Origin of the sequence: Pseudoalteromonas luteoviolacea, assembly GCF_021654285.1 — a bacterium.
In the GTDB taxonomy this organism is placed as follows: domain Bacteria; phylum Pseudomonadota; class Gammaproteobacteria; order Enterobacterales; family Alteromonadaceae; genus Pseudoalteromonas; species Pseudoalteromonas luteoviolacea_J.
Genome location: NZ_JAKFZS010000015.1, coordinates 106,819 through 127,519, shown reverse-complemented (window position 1 = coordinate 127,519; position 20,701 = coordinate 106,819). Strand labels below are relative to the sequence as shown.

General features: G+C 41.8%; 14 protein-coding genes. 1 reads left to right on the top strand and 13 read right to left on the bottom strand.

Annotation, left to right across the window (positions count from 1 at the left end; translation table 11 throughout):
* Positions 1-27: 27 nt before the first annotated feature.
* From L1077_RS15550 to sdhC, 11 genes are all read right to left on the bottom strand, one after another.
* On the bottom strand, positions 28-1,791 hold the full coding sequence (locus L1077_RS15550) for a tetratricopeptide repeat-containing diguanylate cyclase (protein ID WP_237137762.1): 1,764 nt from the start codon (positions 1,789-1,791) through the stop codon (positions 28-30).
* Positions 1,792-1,932: 141 nt separating this feature from the next.
* Complete coding sequence (locus L1077_RS15545) at positions 1,933-2,964, bottom strand: hypothetical protein (protein ID WP_237137760.1); 1,032 nt, start codon at positions 2,962-2,964, stop codon at positions 1,933-1,935.
* Between the two features lie 188 nt (positions 2,965-3,152).
* Positions 3,153-5,117, bottom strand: a complete 1,965-nt coding sequence (locus L1077_RS15540; protein ID WP_237137758.1) for a hypothetical protein — start codon at positions 5,115-5,117, stop codon at positions 3,153-3,155.
* A gap of 618 nt (positions 5,118-5,735) precedes the next feature.
* Positions 5,736-6,608 (bottom strand): succinate--CoA ligase subunit alpha, encoded by an 873-nt coding sequence (gene sucD, locus L1077_RS15535; RefSeq protein WP_063363991.1) that lies wholly within the window; start codon positions 6,606-6,608, stop codon positions 5,736-5,738.
* On the bottom strand, positions 6,608-7,774 hold the full coding sequence (sucC, locus tag L1077_RS15530; protein ID WP_023399327.1) for an ADP-forming succinate--CoA ligase subunit beta: 1,167 nt from the start codon (positions 7,772-7,774) through the stop codon (positions 6,608-6,610). Before sucC ends, sucD begins: the two co-directional genes overlap by 1 nt.
* A gap of 185 nt (positions 7,775-7,959) precedes the next feature.
* Entirely contained in the window at positions 7,960-9,459 is a 1,500-nt protein-coding gene (odhB, locus tag L1077_RS15525; RefSeq protein ID WP_237137756.1) for a 2-oxoglutarate dehydrogenase complex dihydrolipoyllysine-residue succinyltransferase, read from the bottom strand.
* 10 nt (positions 9,460-9,469) lie between these two features.
* Positions 9,470-12,283, bottom strand: a complete 2,814-nt coding sequence (sucA, locus tag L1077_RS15520; protein ID WP_046356224.1) for a 2-oxoglutarate dehydrogenase E1 component — start codon at positions 12,281-12,283, stop codon at positions 9,470-9,472.
* Between the two features lie 90 nt (positions 12,284-12,373).
* Entirely contained in the window at positions 12,374-13,099 is a 726-nt protein-coding gene (locus L1077_RS15515) for a succinate dehydrogenase iron-sulfur subunit (protein ID WP_039609797.1), read from the bottom strand.
* A gap of 10 nt (positions 13,100-13,109) precedes the next feature.
* Positions 13,110-14,882 carry a succinate dehydrogenase flavoprotein subunit gene (gene sdhA, locus L1077_RS15510; RefSeq protein WP_063363993.1) on the bottom strand — a complete coding sequence of 591 codons (1,773 nt, stop codon included), beginning with the start codon at positions 14,880-14,882 and terminating at the stop codon, positions 13,110-13,112.
* On the bottom strand, positions 14,883-15,230 hold the full coding sequence (gene sdhD / locus L1077_RS15505) for a succinate dehydrogenase, hydrophobic membrane anchor protein (protein WP_063363994.1): 348 nt from the start codon (positions 15,228-15,230) through the stop codon (positions 14,883-14,885). It abuts the gene before it with no gap.
* Positions 15,221-15,598, bottom strand: a complete 378-nt coding sequence (gene sdhC, locus L1077_RS15500) for a succinate dehydrogenase, cytochrome b556 subunit (RefSeq protein WP_145925080.1) — start codon at positions 15,596-15,598, stop codon at positions 15,221-15,223. Before sdhC ends, sdhD begins: the two co-directional genes overlap by 10 nt.
* 415 nt (positions 15,599-16,013) lie before the next feature.
* Here sdhC and L1077_RS15495 point away from each other — a divergent pair, with 415 nt between their 5' ends.
* Entirely contained in the window at positions 16,014-17,300 is a 1,287-nt protein-coding gene (locus L1077_RS15495) for a citrate synthase (RefSeq protein ID WP_237137754.1), read from the top strand.
* A gap of 141 nt (positions 17,301-17,441) precedes the next feature.
* On the opposite strand, the gene yccX is transcribed toward L1077_RS15495, so the two are convergent.
* A complete protein-coding gene (gene yccX / locus L1077_RS15490) occupies positions 17,442-17,708 on the bottom strand; it encodes an acylphosphatase (RefSeq protein WP_237137752.1) in 267 nt (88 codons plus the stop codon).
* Positions 17,709-17,841: 133 nt separating this feature from the next.
* Complete coding sequence (locus L1077_RS15485; RefSeq protein WP_237137750.1) at positions 17,842-20,508, bottom strand: TonB-dependent receptor plug domain-containing protein; 2,667 nt, start codon at positions 20,506-20,508, stop codon at positions 17,842-17,844.
* Positions 20,509-20,701: the final 193 nt, after the last annotated feature.

Below are 20,701 nucleotides of genomic sequence, written 5' to 3'. Positions count from 1 at the left end.
TCTCGAACCCGTTAGAGAAGTAGGTGGTTAAAATGACACCACCTGCCCTCTTGCAGTGCGTTTCACATGAACCAATCGACTTTCAAGTTCAGCAAATATATTACCAAAATCCCCTTCGTCAGAGCATATTAAGGCACCTGAAACTATTAAAGGTTCTTTCTTATTTTTTGTTATCAAAACTTGCTGAAATGCCGCCAACCGCTTTTGTAAGAGTGGTTTTTTCATGCCTAAGCACACTATGACAAATTCATGTTCGCTCACTCTACACACCAAATCACCATCGTCTCGAAATTGCATCAACAATTGGTCGGCAATAAATTTAAGATCCGTGTTCTCAAACCCTCCGTTACTGCAACGTTCGCTCGATTCAGGGTTGATCTCAATAAGCGCCATTGCATAATCAAGGTGAAGATTTATAAAATCATCATATTTTTCAATGAAATACCGTTTATTATACAGCCCTGTAGCAATATCTTTATAATACAAGGCCTCTGTCAATCCTCTTTTCGATTGTCTATGGTAAATAACTAACCCAACCAAACAAACAAATAAAAAGACAATTAAAATATATGCCTTTTTCAACGTCGTATCTTCATTAAATGTACTATTGTTCCCAAGCTCGTTAAGCTGCCTACTTTTCCCCTTCGGCTCTAACATTATTGCGCTTTGATTATTATTTTGCTGTGTTTCTTGTTTCTTTACTTCACTCTCCTCAAGTAAGCGAATATAAGTACGCAATGTTGACACGGTTTGGGGGAAATCTTGTTTTGCTTGGTGTACATCCGCCTCAATTTTCAGAGTTTGTCTCATATATCTATTATTCAATGGGCTATGGTATGTACTCAAAACCTGTTTTGAGAAGGTTATTTGCTCTAATGCTTTGTCAAACATCTTTGTTTGCGCATATGCATAACCCAGATTATTATGTAATACAATGATGTGCGCAGGGTTAATAATGGCATTTTTCTGTGCACGTTGTGCCAAGTTTAAATGTTTTATGGCTAACTCAAATGTTTTTTCCGATAACGCTATTTTACCAAGCCCTGATAAAGCCCAAAACTCATACCTAGGCAAGTCGTGTTCTTCTGAAGCTTCAAACATTTGCGTATAACATACTTTCGCTTTTTCAAGCAGCTCAGCACGTAATAGCGTCAAACACAGGTTATATTTTACAGGTAAACCATCCAGAACATTATTTTTTCTGTCAGCTAACTCTTGTGCCTGGTGTGCATAACCGAGGGCTTTGACATAAAACTTTAGCGTTGAGTAATAAGCTGTGAGCGCATCGTAAACCAATAGTTTTGTGACATCATCTTGCTCAATGGAGGATTTAGACATCAGACCTTGCGCTGACTGAAGCCGTTTTAACGCGGTACTGTACTCTTCTCGCCATACAGAGATGATTGCTTCCATCGCATGCGCACGTATTAAAAAATCACTGTCTTTGCTCTGCGCAAAACAAAGGCTCGCTTGCTTTATGTATTGCTTTGCTTTATTCAGATCTCCTTGTTCCACCGAAAAAAAAGCTCGATACAAAAACCAATAGCCAGAAGTAAGTTGTAAAGGTGAAGATTGTGCAGCAGGCTTGCCTAAATCAAAAAGTTTCGCTGCAGTGTTGATATCTCCCCTGAAAAAAGCTGCCCGAGCTTTGAGCGTCAACCACAGAAGTTTATCAACGCCCGGGGGAGTCGATTCCATTTGAAGTAAATGAGATGGAAAAGAAACAACAGATGACTCAAACTCTAGTAACTGCTTTTTAGAGAGTGCTGATGCAGATAATGAGTAAAACAAAGTCACTACTATCAAAAAAAATATGCGTTGCAAATAAGCCGCCCGTAAAATTTATCTCAACTTAAATGTAATCCTTTATTACGAAATATACAATAAATTACGGGCGGTAAGTGACTGACTATCCCACGCAAAAGCGTAATACTACTCTGATAAGACAGGCTCTTTTTCTGATGCGGTCTTCTTGTTATGGGTATCTAGCTCACCAGCTCTGGATCGGTTGATGTCTTGTAATGAAGACTGAAAATCACTTTTATTAAATACATTTGATTTGAACTCTGTAGAGAGCGCACTAAGGATCTGCTGGTTCAATTTTTGGCTCTGCAAAATAGAGTCCTGAATGTCCTTGTTTTGCTGCTGTAACTGTTCAGCTAAGTCAGACCTAGTAAGGGTGACTTTCGCCTTTTCTTTAGTTTTTTGATCTGTGCTACCCATCAGCTGATTAATCACTTCAACCAACCGACTCAACACACTATAAATAACATCAGCCGAAAAGCCACCGAGGAGCGCAGCCAATGGTTTATGAAAGTCTCCAATAGATGAACTAGAGCCTTGAGTAAGGTCTTGTGTGGGGATCAATTCCGCAATCATCAAACCTGCCATGAAGCCCATGATCACCATAGACCAATAAGTTGAGTCAAATTTAGGGTCATAGTTACACAATCGAATAAAATTGCGTGACTTATATAAACAGGCAAAACTCGCCCCAAGACCTGCACAGCAAAGTAAAAATAGCTGATTCAATAAGAGCACCCTACCTTCAGAATTGAACAAGCCTTCATTGATGGTTTTTTGATTTACTTCAGGAGAAATAGACAAGGCGATTATAGAGATTAAAAAGAAAAGCGCTAATAAGGACATATGGCGAACCAGCTTTACGGGCCCCAAAAACCTCAACCAACTTACTGAAGTCGACTCTTTATCCATGATAGCTAAGGTAAGCGGCTTGGCTGGATATACCAGAATGGAAAGCTCTTTGTGACACCTAGTTAGAGCAGTTAGCTCGTTTTCCAAAAGCAAACTATATCCGTCAATTTCGTTAATCTCATACTTATTTTGTAACTGATAAATTGTATTGGGAATATGACTCGGCACGGTTTTACCTTCACCGGAAGCATAGCGGATCATGACATCACATTCTGTTAGTAAATGACCTACAAAGTCCTTTTTGGACATGACGTTACCTATTATATTATGCCGAAAGGTTATTTATATCAGGTATTTAGTTCATACTTCAAGAACATTTAGTTGCAAGCTTATTTAAAGAGTAAATAAGGCGTTATTTTAAAATAAAAACTAATAATAAGAGATGAAATATAGTTGTTCATAGTAAAGGCAAGCAGACTGCTTGCCTTTGACACAGATTAGTTACTGATGGAGTTACATGTCCCCTCACAAATACGCATAAATTCGAGGCTTTCAGTATTAGAAGTAACAATCAGACCTTGCGGGCTTACTTCTTTGTCAGTACGAAGTTGCTTAAACCAATAACCCTCATCAAGTTTTTGCATCAACTTATAATTGACAACTGTCAGATCACCGTCATTGTTCAAGCACTCGGAAAAGCTATCCTCATAACATGGAGTTATCAAGGTCATACTATTATCATCTTCAAACTTCCATCGTCCATTTGGACTTTGTGCATCATCACTGAGCACTATGGCCTTACCATTTTCTAAGGGATGAACAATCTCAACTATGCCTTGATTATTCAACTGGATGTCATCGGAGGAGAATAATTTCATATAATCATCTTGAGTAACATTATCAAGTTCAATAAACTGACTTATGTAAGCATTTGAAAAAACCTTTTCTGCAGGATCAGTTCGGGTGTAGATAAATGCTTTTCTATTGTCATAAAGCTCAGCATAACTAATTGTTTTATTGGAAGCCCCTATTTTGTATGTTAAGCCACCAAATGATTTCTCAAAGCTAACTTCTACAGGCTCTTCGTCTCCAGTAATTAGATTTTTAGAGAGTAAATTAACGCTGTTATCTGAATTAATATTCAATCGTGCATTACTTCCTTTGAACCTTTCGCCTGACGCCAAATCTATAAACCACGTGGTAGAAAAGCCACCATGCTTGGCATTTTCAGACAGATTTGAAAATGGCAAGAAGGTAATGCCTCTGTATATTTTATAGCTAGAACGTGGTTCCAAGACCTCCGCTAAACCCTCATAATCGTCAATTTCATCATTGGAGACAAATGAATAAGGATCAAGTTTGAACTGATAAGTAAACTCGAATGCAGCGTAATCATCAACCGCAGCGATCAGTTTAGTTGCTGTAATATGTGGCCTGAACGACAGACTTTTTGTGTTTTGAGTAACCTGATTCTCGAAATCTAATGTCAAAATGCTAGACGTTGCACCGCTAACTTGCGTATCTAATAATTTAAAACCAGTCGTTACGCTGTAATCAGCTTCTTCATTAAAACTAACCCACTGATTGTAGTCACCATAATTAACATGTAAGTAACCAATAAATCTAGACTTTTGTGTTTCAGAAGTGGTTAGCTCACTAACATTTACATTGTCCGCAAGTCTTTGCTCACTATATTCACTGTATTCAAGGTCTTTAACATCCCCCTTCTTGAGAGTGATCCAGTCGTACTCTGACTCACTCTTAAAGAGCTTGGCGCGTAACTGATCATCACTTAGCGAAAATACTTCGATGGATAAGAAGCCTGCGCTACTGCAATTAACAAAACATTCAGCCTCTTTGGTTTGTAGCTCTATGACACCTTCATTATTCCAAGAGAAAGCAAAGTTAGTTTGCTTTATTTTACCTAGGCCTGACTTATCTTCAGAAAAATAAAACAAAAGACCTTCATCCGCATTCGACCAAGTACCGACTAGAGTGTCGTTATCAATCGCAATTGGGTCCTCTGCGTGCTGCGCTGAGTCATCTTCGACAGTTATTTCAATGTTGTGATTTGCAGAGCTTTCACCGTCTGACAAAGTCACTGCAATTGAATGAGTACCTACCTCTGACATACTTGGTTTAGCAACCAGTGTGAGATTACTCCCCTCTAAAGAAAAAGATAACCAAGAAGGTAAATTGTCTACTTGAGCTGAAATCTCATCTCCATCAGCATCGGAGAGCGTAAACACCTTGCTTGTTTCAGTATTTGCGATAACCGACCATTTTTTATCGGTGTTGAATATTGGAGCCCAATTTATCGAAGAGCTACTGGTCGACGAACTATTTGTAGATGAGTTATTAGCTGCTGCAACTGAAGGGGTTGTATTTTTATTATCGTTCGAAGAACCTCCACCACATCCAGTAAGTAACCCCAAAACGATTGAACTGAAAATTAACCGCACATTATTCTCCTTTTTCTAATTCAGGGGCAACATAACAGATTGAGTACAAGTTGTTAACGACAAATCCACACACATGAATATAAAAATAAAAAATGCAATAAACGAACAGAATTCACACAAAACAAACACGCATTTGATTTAACAAGGGCGTATATTCATTAACTATAAGTTTTTTAAATACTCACCTCTTAGTTAGTTTTGTGTACATGAGTTACACCTTCGAAAGGTCAAACCATGGCTTTGGTATTAGCTAGCCTGTTTTAAACTGGTAGGTTTCTCTAGTGTGTCCTAGATTTCTGACTTATCTTCCATACTTTGTCGCTTTGATGTAACTTGCGAGCAATTTAGACAGACATACTTTCGAATCTAAACGAAAAGGGTTGAACGAACTTGATTACCATAATGCACTTATTTATAGGTTATATGGGCTTGTTGAACAGATACAGCTAATTGAAGGATGAAGACTAATTACTTTGGATATGATTGCGTTAAGTAGGCTAACTATCGATTGTCTCACACACTCATAAAAAGTTTGAAAAGTGTCAACCTTATTTAGGACGGGACATTGTAAAACAAAAAAGGCTCCCTAAGGAGCCTTTTTACCTGAATGGTAAATAATTACCAACCAGCTTTTTCTTTAAGTGCAGAACCGATCTCAGCTAGAGAGCGAACAGTCTTAACGCCTGCTTCTTCTAGAGCTGCGAACTTCTCATCAGCAGTACCTTTACCGCCTGAGATGATTGCACCAGCGTGACCCATACGCTTGCCCGGAGGAGCAGTAACACCAGCGATGTAAGAGACAACTGGCTTAGTCACGTTGTGTTTGATGTACTCTGCAGCTTCTTCTTCTGCTGTACCACCGATCTCACCAATCATTACGATTGCTTCAGTCTTAGGATCGTTCTGGAACATTTCTAGTACGTCGATGAAGTTAGTACCTGGGATTGGGTCACCACCGATACCAACACAAGTTGATTGACCGAAACCAGCGTCAGTAGTTTGCTTAACTGCTTCGTAAGTAAGAGTACCTGAACGAGATACGATACCTACTTTACCAGGCTGGTGGATGTGACCAGGCATGATACCAATCTTACACTCACCCGGAGTGATAACACCTGGGCAGTTAGGACCGATCATGCGAACGCCAGTTTCTTCTAGCTTCACTTTAACATCAACCATATCTAATGTAGGGATGCCTTCAGTGATACAAACGATTAGCTCGATGCCACCGTCGATAGCTTCTAAGATAGCGTCTTTACAGAATGCAGCTGGTACGTAGATTACTGTCGCAGTTGCGCCAGTTGCTTCTACAGCTTCACGTACAGTGTTGAATACTGGAAGACCAAGATGAGTTTGACCACCTTTACCAGGTGAAACACCACCAACCATTTGCGTACCGTACTGGATAGCTTGCTCTGAGTGGAAAGTACCCTGACCACCAGTGAAACCCTGACAGATTACTTTAGTATCTTTATTAATTAGTACAGACATTATTTGCCCTCCGCAGCAGCAACTACTTTCTCTGCAGCATCAGTTAGTGATTCAGCAGCGATGATGTCAAGACCAGAGTTAGCTAGTACTTCACGGCCAGCTTCAGCGTTAGTACCTTCAAGACGTACAACTACAGGTACGCTTACACCAACTTCTTTAACTGCACCAATGATACCTTCAGCGATCATGTCACAACGAACGATACCACCGAAGATGTTAACTAGTACTGCTTTCACGTTGTCATCTGAAAGGATGATCTTGAATGCTTCAGATACACGCTCTTTAGTCGCGCCGCCACCAACGTCTAGGAAGTTAGCTGGCTTACCGCCGTGTAGGTTTACGATGTCCATTGTACCCATCGCTAGGCCTGCACCGTTAACCATACAACCAACGTTACCGTCTAGAGCAACGTAGTTTAACTCGAAGCTTGCAGCGTGAGCTTCACGTGCATCTTCTTGTGAAGGATCGTGGAATTCACGGATCTTAGGCTGACGGAATAGCGCGTTGCCATCAACACCAATCTTGCCGTCTAGGCAATGTAGGTTGTTTTCGTCAGTGATTACTAGAGGGTTGATCTCTAGAAGTGCGAAATCGTGATCGATGAACATGTTCGCAAGACCTAGGAAGATCTTAGTGAACTGTTTGATCTGTGCTGGGTTAAGACCAAGCTTGAAGCCTAGCTCACGACCTTGGTATGCCTGAGGGCCTACTAGTGGATCGATTTCAGCTTTGTGAATTAGTTCTGGAGTTTCTTCAGCAACTTGCTCGATTTCAACACCACCTTCAGTTGAAGCCATGAACACGATTTTACGTGAAGCACGGTCAACAACAGCACCAAGGTATAGCTCATTTGCAATATCAGTGCAGCTTTCAACTAGGATCTTAGCAACAGGCTGACCTTTTTCGTCAGTCTGGTAAGTTACTAGGTTTTTACCTAACCAGTTTTCAGCAAATGCGCGGATCTCGTCTTTGCTATCAGCTAGCTTAACACCGCCAGCTTTACCACGGCCACCCGCGTGTACTTGACATTTAACGACCCACTTGTCGCCACCAATTTTACCAGCAGCTTCAACTGCTTCCTGAGGAGTGTCACAAGCGTAACCCTCAGACACAGGTAAACCATATTCGGCAAAAAGTTGTTTTGCCTGATACTCATGCAAATTCATGATGCTTTATCCAATTTTTTATACTAAAAATGCTGAATATTTATGCAAATAATCAGCTATCCCAAATTGCGCACATAGTATAGATCCCACGGCGTTTTAATAAAACCCCAGTTAGACCAAAGGCGCAAAAAAAAAGCTGTATGTCGCTTAATTGCACACATACAGCTTAAGATTTAATCTTTTGCTTAAACGTCTAGAAGTAGACGTGTTGGATCTTCTAGTAATTCTTTGATTGTTACTAGGAAACCAACTGATTCTTTACCATCAATTTGACGGTGGTCATAAGAAAGCGCTAGGTACATCATAGGTAAAATTTCTACCTTGCCATTTACAGCCATTGGACGTTCTTGGATTTTGTGCATACCAAGAATTGAAGACTGAGGTAGGTTGATGATAGGCGTAGAAAGTAGTGAACCGAATACACCACCGTTTGTGATTGTGAAGTTACCACCAGTCATATCGTCAACTGTTAGTTTACCATCACGACCTTTAAGCGCTAGCTCACGGATACCTTTTTCGATTTCAGCAACAGATAGCTTATCACAGTCACGAAGTACTGGTGTTACTAGACCACGAGGTGTAGAAACAGCGATGCTGATATCGAAGTAGTTGTGATAAACGATGTCATCACCGTCGATTGATGCATTTACTTCAGGGAAACGCTTAAGAGCTTCTGTTACTGCTTTCACGTAGAAAGACATGAAACCAAGACGAATACCGTGACGCTCTTCAAATACATCTTTGTACTGCTTACGAAGGTCCATGATTGGCTTCATGTTTACTTCGTTGAACGTAGTAAGCATTGCTGTTGAATTCTTCGCTTCAAGAAGACGGTTAGCAATTGTCTTACGAAGACGTGTCATTGGAACACGCTTCTGAGTACGGTCACCTACAGGTGCCGCTGGAGCTGGTGCAGCTGCTGCCGCTTTGGCAGGTGCTGCAGCTGGCTTAGCCGCAGGTGCTTTCAAGAACGCGTCAACATCTTCTTTTGTAATGCGACCGCCTTTACCAGAACCCTTAATTTGAGAAGCATCTAGGCCTTTTTCTGCAATTAAACGACGAACTGAAGGCGTTAGCACATCAGCGTTTTCATCAGAAGATGCAGCATCTGCTTGTGCTGGCGCTGCTGCAGCTGGTGCACCCCCTGCAGAAAGCTTACCAATAACCTGCTCGCCAAGTACAGTGTCGCCTTCAGCGTGCAAGTGCTCACCCATTACACCGTCTTCAGGTGCAACTACTTCTAAAACAACTTTGTCTGTTTCGATGTCAACTAGGTTTTGGTCACGGCTTACAGCCTCACCTGGTTGAACGTGCCAAGTTGCGATTGTAGCGTCTGCTACTGATTCTGGAAGTACTGGTACTTTAATGTCCACTTCTTTACCTTCTGCTGCTGGCGCCGCTGCCGCTGGCGCTGCTGATTGTTCATTTGATTGAGCTGGTGCCGCACCTGCAGCACCGATTTGTGCAATTACTTGCTCACCTAATACTGTCGCGCCTTCTTCTTCAGAAATAGCAACAATTACACCATCTTCAGGTGCTACAACTTCTAAAACGACTTTATCCGTTTCGATGTCAACTAGGTTTTGGTCACGGCTTACCGTATCACCAACGCTTACATGCCATGTCGCAACGGTCGCGTCTGCAACTGACTCAGGAAGAACAGGCACCTTAATTTCGGTTGTCATCTCTTATTCCTTATTTTTTAATTGTTAATGCGTCAGCAATCAACGCGTTTTGTTCTTTAGTGTGGGTAGACATATATCCACATGCCGGTGCAGCTGATGCCTTACGGCCAGCATATGTTAGGTTTGCACCTGCAGGGATTGCTTCCCAGAAATGGTGTTGAGAACAGTACCAAGCACCTTGGTTCTGTGGCTCTTCCTGACACCATACGAAATCTTTTACATGCTGATAACGAGCCATAATCTCATCCATCTCTTTGTGAGGGAATGGATATAACTGTTCAACACGTACAATAGCAACATTGTTTAGTTCAAGCTTACGACGCTCTTGAAGTAGTTCGTAGTAAACCTTACCACTACAGAATACAACGCGCTCTACGTTTTCCGGCTTAATCTCATCGATTTCATCGATCATATTGTGGAAAACACCATCAGATAGTTCTTCAAGACTAGAAACTGCTAATGGATGACGTAGCAATGATTTTGGTGTCATTACAATCAATGGACGACGTAAAGGACGTACTGATTGACGACGTAACATTGCATAAACTTGCGCTGGCGTAGTTGGTACACATACTTGCATGTTGTGGTCAGCACAAAGCTGAAGGTAACGCTCCATACGTGAAGAACTGTGCTCTGGACCTTGACCCTCGTAACCGTGTGGAAGCAATAGAGTCAAGCCACACAAACGGCCCCACTTCTGCTCACCCGAACTTAAGAATTGGTCAAATACAACCTGTGCACCGTTCGCGAAGTCACCAAATTGTGCTTCCCAAAGAACCAGTGAAGTCGGCTCAGCTGTCGCGTAACCGTATTCAAATGCTAAAACAGCTTCTTCAGAAAGTACTGAGTCATAAACCTCAAAAGTACCCTGCTCTGGGCTGATGTTTTGCAATGGTAAGTAAGTAGATGCATCGTTTTGGTTATGAACAACAGCGTGGCGGTGGAAGAAAGTACCACGGCCAGAGTCCTGACCAGTTAGACGAATGTCAGTGCCTTGGTCAACCATAGTCGCGTATGCAAGTGTCTCAGCCATACCCCAATCGAGTGGCTTATCACCTTTTGCCATCGCTTTACGGTCATCGTATATTTTCTTAACACGAGACTGTGCTTTGTGATCTTCTGGGTAGCTAGCAACCTTTTCACCAAGCTCTTTAAGCTTATCAACAGAAACTTCTGTCTCGTAAGGCGTATCCCAGTCATGACCAACGTACTTAGACCACTCAGATGAATGCTTCGTTTCTGGTTGGATTTCAGAAACCACACACACACCATTGTCTAAGCCATTTCGGTAGTCATCAGCAAGCTGCTTTGCTTCTTGTGCTGACAATACCCCTTCAGCTACAAGCTTGTCAGAGTATAACTGACGCGGTACAGGGTGCTTTTTGATCTTTTGATACATTAGAGGCTGAGTTGCGTTTGGCTCATCAGCTTCGTTGTGACCGTGGCGACGGTAACACACTAAATCAATAACAACATCACGCTTAAACTTGTTACGGAAATCAAGCGCAACCTGCGTTACAAATGCTACAGCTTCCGGATCGTCAGAGTTAACATGGAAGATTGGCGCCTGAACCATCTTAGCAATGTCAGTACAGTATTCTGTAGAACGCGTATCTTCTGGTTTAGACGTTGTGAAACCAACTTGGTTGTTTACAACGATACGAACAGTACCGCCAACGCCGTATGCACGTGTTTTTGATAAGTTAAATGTCTCTTGTACAACACCTTGACCTGCAATAGCTGAGTCACCGTGGATAGTGATTGGTAGTGCCTTAGAGCCACTTGCGCAATCTAAACGGTCAAGACGTGCTCTTACTGAGCCCATAACCACTGGGTTAACGATTTCTAAGTGAGACGGGTTAAACGCCAATGCCATGTGAACATCGCCGCCCTGCGTCGCGAAATCAGAAGAGAAACCCATGTGATACTTAACATCACCAGAACCTGCAGACTCGCCATATTTACCAGCGAATTCATCGAATAATTCTTGAGGGTTCTTACCAAGGACGTTAACTAATACGTTAAGGCGACCACGGTGAGCCATACCGATAACAACTTCTTCTTGGCCACTTTCACCAGCTCTGTGTACCAGCTCTTTAAGCATTGGTACAAGTGCATCGCCACCTTCTAGTGAGAAACGTTTTGCACCTGGGAACTTAGCACCAAGATATTTTTCAAGACCATCTGCAGCGATTAAGCCTTGCAATAAACGTAGTTTGTTTTCTTTGCTAAATTGAGGCTTGGAGAAACCGGCTTCTAAGCGTTGTTGTAACCAGCGCTTTTCTTCGGTTGATGTGATGTGCATGTACTCTGCACCAACTGAACCACAGTAGGTAGACTTTAACGCAGCGTACAAGTCTTTTAATTTCATTGTCTCTTTGCCACAGGCAAAAGAGCCAACGTTGAATTCTTTATCGTGATCCACATCATCTAAATCGTGGTAAGCCAACTCGAGTTCTCGAACTCGGTCACGTTGCCATAAACCCAACGGGTCTAAATTGGCATTTTGGTGGCCCCTAAATCTAAATGCATTAATAAGCTGCAACACACGCACTTGTTTTGCATCTGCCGCACCTTCTGCAGAAACTACTACTTCTCTGTGTTTGTTCTTAGCAAGCTCAGCAAATTGTGTTCTTACATCGGAATGTTTAATATCAACATCAACACCTTCTACTTTAGGCAGTTGATCAAACACTTCTCGCCATTCTTCTGGCACTGAAGCCGCATCGTCAAGATACGCCTCATATAAATCTTCTACATATGCAACGTTGCCGCCATATAAGTGAGAAGATTCCAGCCATGCTTTCATCACACCTTCGTGCATTTATTAGCCCTTTTCTCTAGCGCAGAAACTTAAACTTAAACGAAAACAAGATGGCATGCTCAGCATGCCATCTTAAGATAATAATATGCTTTAAACCGAACGGTTTAATAGCATAGATTTAATATGTCCAATCGCTTTGGTTGGATTCAAACCTTTTGGACAAACGCTAACACAGTTCATGATACTGTGACAACGGAATACGCTGAACGCGTCATCAAGACCAGCTAAACGCTCTTCAGTTGCTGTATCTCGGCTATCTGCCAAGAAACGATACGCATGAAGAAGACCAGCAGGACCGATAAATTTATCTGGGTTCCACCAGAATGATGGGCATGAAGTTGAACAACATGCACATAAAATACACTCGTAAAGACCATCTAGCTTTTCACGATCTTCAACAGATTGAAGACGCTCTTCACCGCCAGTTGGCTTATCATTGATCAAGTAAGGTTTTACTTTCTCGTATTGAGTGTAGAACTGACTCATGTCAATTACCAAGTCACGAATTACTGGCAAGCCAGGAAGTGGACGTACGATAATTTTACCTTTGCCATTTTTTTGTAGAGCAGACAATGGAGTAATACATGCAAGGCCATTTTTACCATTCATGTTTAAACCATCAGAACCACAAACACCTTCACGACATGAACGACGGAAAGAAAGTGTCGAGTCCTGCTCTTTTAACATAAGTAGTGCGTCAAGCACCATCATGTCACGACCTTCTTCAACCTCAAGTTTGTATTCCTGCATACGAGGTGCAGTATCAACATCTGGGTTGTAACGATAAACAGATAATTCTAAAGTTGCTGTTGCCATCGTTTAACTCCTAGTACGTACGAGCTTTAGGTGGGAATGCTTCACGCGTAGTCGGCGCAAAGTTAACATCACGCTTTGTCATTGACTCACTTTGAGGGTGATACATTGAGTGGCATAACCAGTTCTCATCATCACGCTCAGGGAAGTCAAATCTTGAGTGCGCACCACGGCTTTCCGTACGGAAGTTAGCAGCAACTGCTGTTGAGTATGCAGTTTCCATCAAGTTATCTAGTTCAAGACACTCAATACGTTGCGTGTTGAATTCAGTTGACTTGTCATCAAGACGCGCATACTGAAGACGCTCACGAATTTCTTTAAGCTGCTTAAGGCCATCAGCCATTGAGTCACCTTCGCGGAATACCGAGAAGTTAAGCTGCATACACTCTTGTAGATCTTTCTTGATTTGAACCGGATCTTCACCCTTGCCAACTTCAGACGTTTCCCAACGATTGTAACGAGCAAACGCTGCATCAACATCGTCTTTAGACGCTTCGCCAGTTGACTCAAAGTCTTTAAGGTAAGAGCCTAAGAAGTTACCAGCCGCACGACCGAATACAACTAAGTCCAGTAATGAGTTTCCGCCTAGACGGTTTGCACCGTGTACAGATACACATGCAATCTCACCTACAGCGAATAGACCTTCAACGATACGTTCGTTACCATTGCTATCTACATCTAGTACTTGACCGTTAACGTTTGTAGGCACACCACCCATCATGTAGTGACATGTAGGAATTACTGGAATTGGCTCTTCAGCTGGATCTACGTGTGCAAATGTTTTCGATAAGTCACAAACACCTGGTAGACGAAGATTAAGCATCTCTTCACCTAAGTGGTCAAGTTTCAGCTTAATGTGAATACCCCAAGGGCCTTCACAACCACGGCCTTCACGGATCTCTGTCATCATTGCACGCGCAACAACGTCACGACCGGCAAGGTCTTTCGCGTTAGGTGCATAACGTTCCATGAAACGTTCGCCATCTTTATTCAGAAGGTAACCACCTTCACCACGGCAACCTTCAGTTACGAGTGTACCTGCACCTGCAATACCTGTCGGGTGGAACTGCCACATCTCCATGTCTTGCATACCGATGCCAGCACGTACTGCCATACCAACACCGTCACCAGTATTGATGTGTGCATTCGTTGTTGATGCATAGATACGACCAGCACCACCAGTTGCAAGAACTACCGCTTTTGACTTGAAGTAAACGACTTCACCAGTCTCAATTTCAATCGCAGTAACACCAACCACGTCGCCTTTATCATTTTTTACTAAGTCAAGCGCATACCACTCAGAGAAAACGTTAGTTTTGTTTTTAACGTTTTGTTGGTATAGACAATGAAGAAGTGCGTGACCAGTACGGTCAGCTGCTGCTGCAGTACGTGCAGCCTGCTCGCCGCCAAAGTGCTTAGACTGACCACCGAAAGGACGCTGATAAACACGACCATTTTCGAAGCGAGAAAATGGTAGACCCATGTTTTCTAGCTCAGTGATCGCCTCAGGACCCGTTTTAGTCATATATTCGATAGCGTCTTGGTCACCGATATAATCAGAACCCTTAACGGTATCGTACATGTGCCATTCCCAGTTATCTTCATGAGAGTTGCCAAGTGCTACCGTAATACCACCTTGCGCAGATACTGTGTGAGAACGAGTTGGGAATACTTTAGAGATAAGAGCACATGTCTTGCCTGACTCAGAAATAGCAAGTGCAGCACGCATACCCGCACCGCCGGCTCCGACAACTACAGCATCAAATTCACGGACATTATATTTCACTTAAACACCCCACAGAACAAACAAACCAACAGCAACATATGCAAGTGCCATTAGATTTAATACAAAGCCTAAAACTGAACGCATTGTTGAACACTTGACGTAGTCAGTAAGAACTTGCCAAAGGCCAATACGAGTATGAACCATTATACAAACAAGTGTAATAATAGTTGCAGCTTTCATAGCTAGGTTATCAAATAACCCAGACCACGCTTCATACGTTAATTCAGGAGTTAACGCTAAGTAGCCCACGATAAATACAGCGTAAGCTGCAATGATTAATGCTGTTGCGCGAAGTGATACATAATCTTGTACACCATCACGTTTCAGAGTTGCTTGATTTAAGACCATATCCACACTCCACCAAGAATCGCAACGATTACCCAAATGGCGATTGCAATTTTAGCACTTGCATTGCCCGACTCTAACTCTTCCCAGTGGCCCATGTCTTGGATCATGTGACGGATACCGCCAATGATGTGGTAAGACAATACAGCCAAGGTGCCCCACGCAATGAATTTTGCTACAAAGCCAGTCATAAGCTCTTTAACAAATTCAAATCCTTCAGGAGAAGAGAGAGATTCAGACCACGCCCAAATGACAAATGTCAGCGCGAAGAACAACGCGACACCAGTGACACGATGTAAGATCGACGCCTTTGCCGTTGCTGGCATAGATATAGTCGTAAGATCTAGATTTACAGGTCTTTGCTTTTTCACAGTTACTTGCCCATCTTTGCTCGATAAGAGCTTCATCTACTTGTTTTTATCAACCCACTTGCACGACATGCACAAATGGCACACTCTAGATAAACCTGTTTAAACACTTAAAAGATCACTTGCCTGTAAAACTTCGATGTAAAAATAGGTTTACCCACAGACGACACGGTATAAAACCGTTGACAGTATATAAGGCTGTGCGTGTTTTTACAATTCTTGTTTAGTTTCGTACGCTTGCGAATTAGCCAATGGTATAATATTTAATCTGACCAGAATACTTATTATACATTTTTGCATAATTCTTAGAAAAATTGACTTTTCACCCCATTTATAAGTTACAATGATCTGAATTTGCTTAACATTAGTATCACAACATAACAATCAGAATGTTGTTATTCCATAGGAGATAAGTTAGATGGCAGATAAGAAAGCCACAGTCCATATCGATGGGCACGATCCAATCGAACTACCGATCCACTCTGGCACAGCAGGCCAAGACGTTATCGACGTTCGTACTTTAGGTGCTCACGGCTTCTTCACATATGACCCTGGTTTCATGTCGACTGGCTCTTGTGAATCATCTATTACTTACATTGATGGTGCAAAAGGTGTACTTCTTCACCGCGGCTACCCGATTGAACAGCTTGCAGAGCACTCAAACTACATTGAGCTATGCTACTTACTATTAAATGGCGAGCTACCAAATGCTGAACAGCTAGCAACTTTCTCTGACGAGATTACTCGTAACACTATGATGCACGAGAAAATTGCAGCTTTCTTCCAAGGTTTCCGTGTTGACTCACACCCAATGGCTATGCTGTGTGGTGTAGTAGGCGCACTATCATCTTTCTACCACGATGATTTAGATATTTCAGACTCAGAACAACGTATGCGTTGTGCAACTAAGCTAGTTGCCAAGCTACCAACTATTGCAGCAATGGCATACAAGTATAACGTTGGTCAACCGTTCGTATACCCACGTAACGACTTGAGCTACGCAGAAAATTTCTTACACATGATGTTCTCTGTCCCAGCTGAAGAATACAAAGTAAGCCCGGTTCTTGCAAAAGCTATGGACCGCATTTTCATGCTTCACGCTGACCACGAGCAAAATGCATCAACTTCAACAGTACGTTTAGCCGGTTCTTCAGGTGCAAACCCGTATGCATGTATCGCTGCTGGCATCGCGTCACTATGGGGCCCTGCGCACGGTGGTGCAAACGAAGCTTGTCTAACTATGCTTGAAGAAATCGGTTCTGTAGACCGTATCGACGAGTACGTAGCAAAAGCAAAAGACAAAAATGACCCATTCCGTCTTATGGGCTTCGGTCACCGTGTTTACAAGAACTTTGACCCGCGCGCGACAGTAATGCGTCAAACGTGCCATGAAGTTCTAAGAGAGCTTAACATCCAAGATCCATTACTAGATGTTGCAATGAAGCTAGAGCAAATCGCACTAGAAGACCCTTACTTCATCGAGAAAAAGCTTTACCCGAATGTAGATTTCTACTCAGGTATCATCCTTAAAGCAATCGGCATTCCAACAAGTATGTTCACTGTGATCTTCGCTATGTCACGTACAGTTGGCTGGATTTCACACTGGAATGAAATGCTTTCTCAAGCAGGTCATAAGATCGGTCGTCCTCGTCAGCTATATACTGGCTACACAGCACGCGATTACAAAGACCAAGGTGAGCGTTAATCTCTCGCTTTATTTGAAAAAAGAGGCTAATTAGCCTCTTTTTTTATGTATAAACTGACTTAATTTCATTCAAACCCAACAGGCGTACACCAATATTTACAGTTGACTTATCCAATTATATTTTAGAAAAAATGTGCTCTTTTAATAAATTTCGAAGCCATCGCACAGTAAATAATCTACTTGTTCTCGAGTAACAGAACTTACTTTTGCCATCACTGGGCCTTTTTGTAACCAAAGCTCCAATTCTGCTATTTTGTCAGGATTTCCTGTAACAACAACTTCAACACTTCTATCTGGTAAATTTTTAGCAAAGCCTGCCAATCCTAAAGCATGGGCTGTGATTTTAGTGTGATACCTAAACCCAACCCCCTGAACAGTACCAGTAACAATAAATTTAACGCAATACATCACAAAGATCCTTCGGCTAATAAGGTATAGAGTAGAGGTAATGAGAAACTAGTCAAAGAAAGACCCTGTAAAATTAGGCAAAAAAATGCCCAACAATTTACAGTTGGGCATGACATTTTAAAAATTTAAGTATTTAAAACTTGTAAGCAAACTTAAGATAAGCCTGTCTACCAAGAATACTATGCGTTTTGTTATCTACACCCATTGTTTCAGACGGTGCAAATGGTGCTTCTTCATTAGTCAAGTTGGATGCACCCACTGTCAAGGTTAGTTTGTCATAGCCAATATATGTGACACTTGTATCTATAGTTGTCCAAGAATCTATTTTAAATTTATTGCCATCGCTATCAGCTAAATCATTATATGAATCAATGTAATTCACACTAAAATTAGCTACCCAGTCATCTAATGCCCAATCTACTCGCGCATTCCAACGCATATCTGGGTGCTGGTACTCGCCATTTTCGTCTTCTATAACCGTAATCGGATTGCCATTCGCATCGTTTTGGATTAGCTCTTCATCATAACTCATTACATAAGTAACGTTATAACCAAATTTAAACTCACCCATATCTTGAGTTGGTAATCTATACTCTAAATCAATATCGATACCATCTGTTTTTCTGCCACCAATATTGACGAATGTATCTTTAATACGACGAATACGACCAGGCGTGCCTCCTGTACTTGGATCTCTAATAACTAAACTTGAGTCGTCGCCACAGCAATCTACAATGTCTTGAGCACCAATTTTTTTAATCAGGTTATCTTGATCATAGTTCCAGTAGTCTAGGCCGATACTAAATTCATCAGATGCTTGCCAAATCACGCCTAAATTATAGTTTGTTGACTCCTCAGGCTGTAAAGCTTTATTACCCGCAACATCGGCTGTATATTCAAAAGGTTCGCAATCTAATGGATCTTTGGTAATTTTACAGCGGTCTCGGTCTATAACACTTGGAGACTCTTCCGTTTTACCTAAATGCAACTGCACCAATGAAGGTGCTCTAAATGCTGTCCCCCATGAACCTCGCACAACAATTTCTTCAAGTGGTGTCCAACGAAATGCCACTTTTGGATCTGTCGTGTTACCAAAGTCACTGTAATCCTCGTGTCTCAAGGCTAATTGTAATTCTAGGCTTTCAGTCGCTGGCACATTAAATTCTGCAAATATCGCAGTATTGTCTCTGTCACCATTTGCTTGTGTTGCTTCTGTACCAAATATTTCCCCGTTTAAATATTGGCTGTCGGGATTATCTTCTATTTTTTCATAACGATGCTCTAAACCAAACGCAGCGGCGACATAACCGTCACCAAATTCAAATAGCTCGCCTGAAATCGTTGCATCAAATGATTGCATCGTTGATGCACCATAACGTGTTGTGGTCGTTTCGATTTTATCTAACACAGCTTGGGAGTTTTGACTTGGCTCAAATGGGTTCCATTCACCACTATCAATGGCCGCTTGTGCTCTTAACTTATTGGGAAAACCATCAAAGCCTTTTTCAACCGCACTCGAACGAATTGAAGAATATGCAAATTCCCAGTCCCACTCTTTAAACTCGCCACGCATCCCCATCACAGCACGATAATATTCTGAGTCTACGTCTTTTTTACGGTTGCCGATATCAACAGTACGTCGTCGCATTGAGATATTTACACCATGAAGAAAGTGTTCTGGTTGGTCCGCTAATGGGTGATTCGGGTTGTCACCATCCATAAATAATTCTGTAAAGCTTGGACTCGCTGCACCTTGTATAAAAGTAGATGTATGCTGTGCAGAGAACTCCGCAAAACCTTCAATGCCGTCCGTTATCTCTTGTACACCATTATAATTGAAGCTAATACGTTCTGTAGACGGGATTAATGTCATATGTGGTGCATAGTCATAACGACAAATATTACCAATAATCAAATCCTCTGGGCACTTATCATTTCCCCACTCGTCAGCAAATAGCGTTTGCCTAACTTTAGTACCATCGTCTTCAACGCGAGTAACAGGTAGCGCTTCCCATTGAGCATCAGTTACGTCAGATCTTACTACTTCAATACTGCCTGGAATCCCTGATGAACTCAGGGCGTTATTACCCCCTCTGAATCTTTGGTCTGCCGTGGATGCATAGTCTCTATCCGCATAAAATACATCGCCGCGTTTGAAGTAATCCAGTGAGAAGTTATGATGCCCTTTGTCTGTTGAGCTACCCCACAATAGTGTAAAGTTTTCTTCTTCCGCTCCACCATCAGCTGTGTCAGAAATCTTACCTGCCACTTCAAAACCGTCGATGTCGTCACGTAATACAATATTAATTACACCGGCAACCGCATCCGAACCGTATGTTGCTGATGCGCCATCCTTTAACACGTCAATTCTTTTTACAGATGACACTGGAATTGTATTTAAATCTACAAAAGATGTTTCAATGTCTTTAGCAAATGGACTAACAGCTACACGTCGACCATTAATTAGTACCAATGTCGATGACGCACCTAAACCTCTTAACGCAACGCTTGAACCACCGTTAGCAGTATCATCACTTGAGTTACCCTGTGTACTAAAGGTACCAGCACCAGCAACAGGTAGTTTTTGTAAAGCACCAATAAGGTCGGTTGAACCAGTCGCGGCTAAATCTCCTGCTGAGATTGTTTGAATTGGCGATGGCCCTTCAAGGTCTGACCGCTTTATATGCGAACCTGTTACTTCAATACGCTCCACTTCATTTTCATTTGCATAACTTGGACTTGCCACTCCAAGTACCGCAAGACTGACTGCAGATGCAATTAGCGTAATCCCCTTTTTCATTTTTTCTTCTCCGTAGTGTTATTAAATAAAACATCCAGTTAACCTTTATAACACATAGAAAAAACAATAAAAACACAAATAAAGGGGTATAATTTACAGGATTTACTACAGAGAAATAAAAATGAAATGATTTAAATTTTAAATGATAAAATAGCAGAAAATAAAAAAGCCCAACACAATGTGTCAGGCTTAA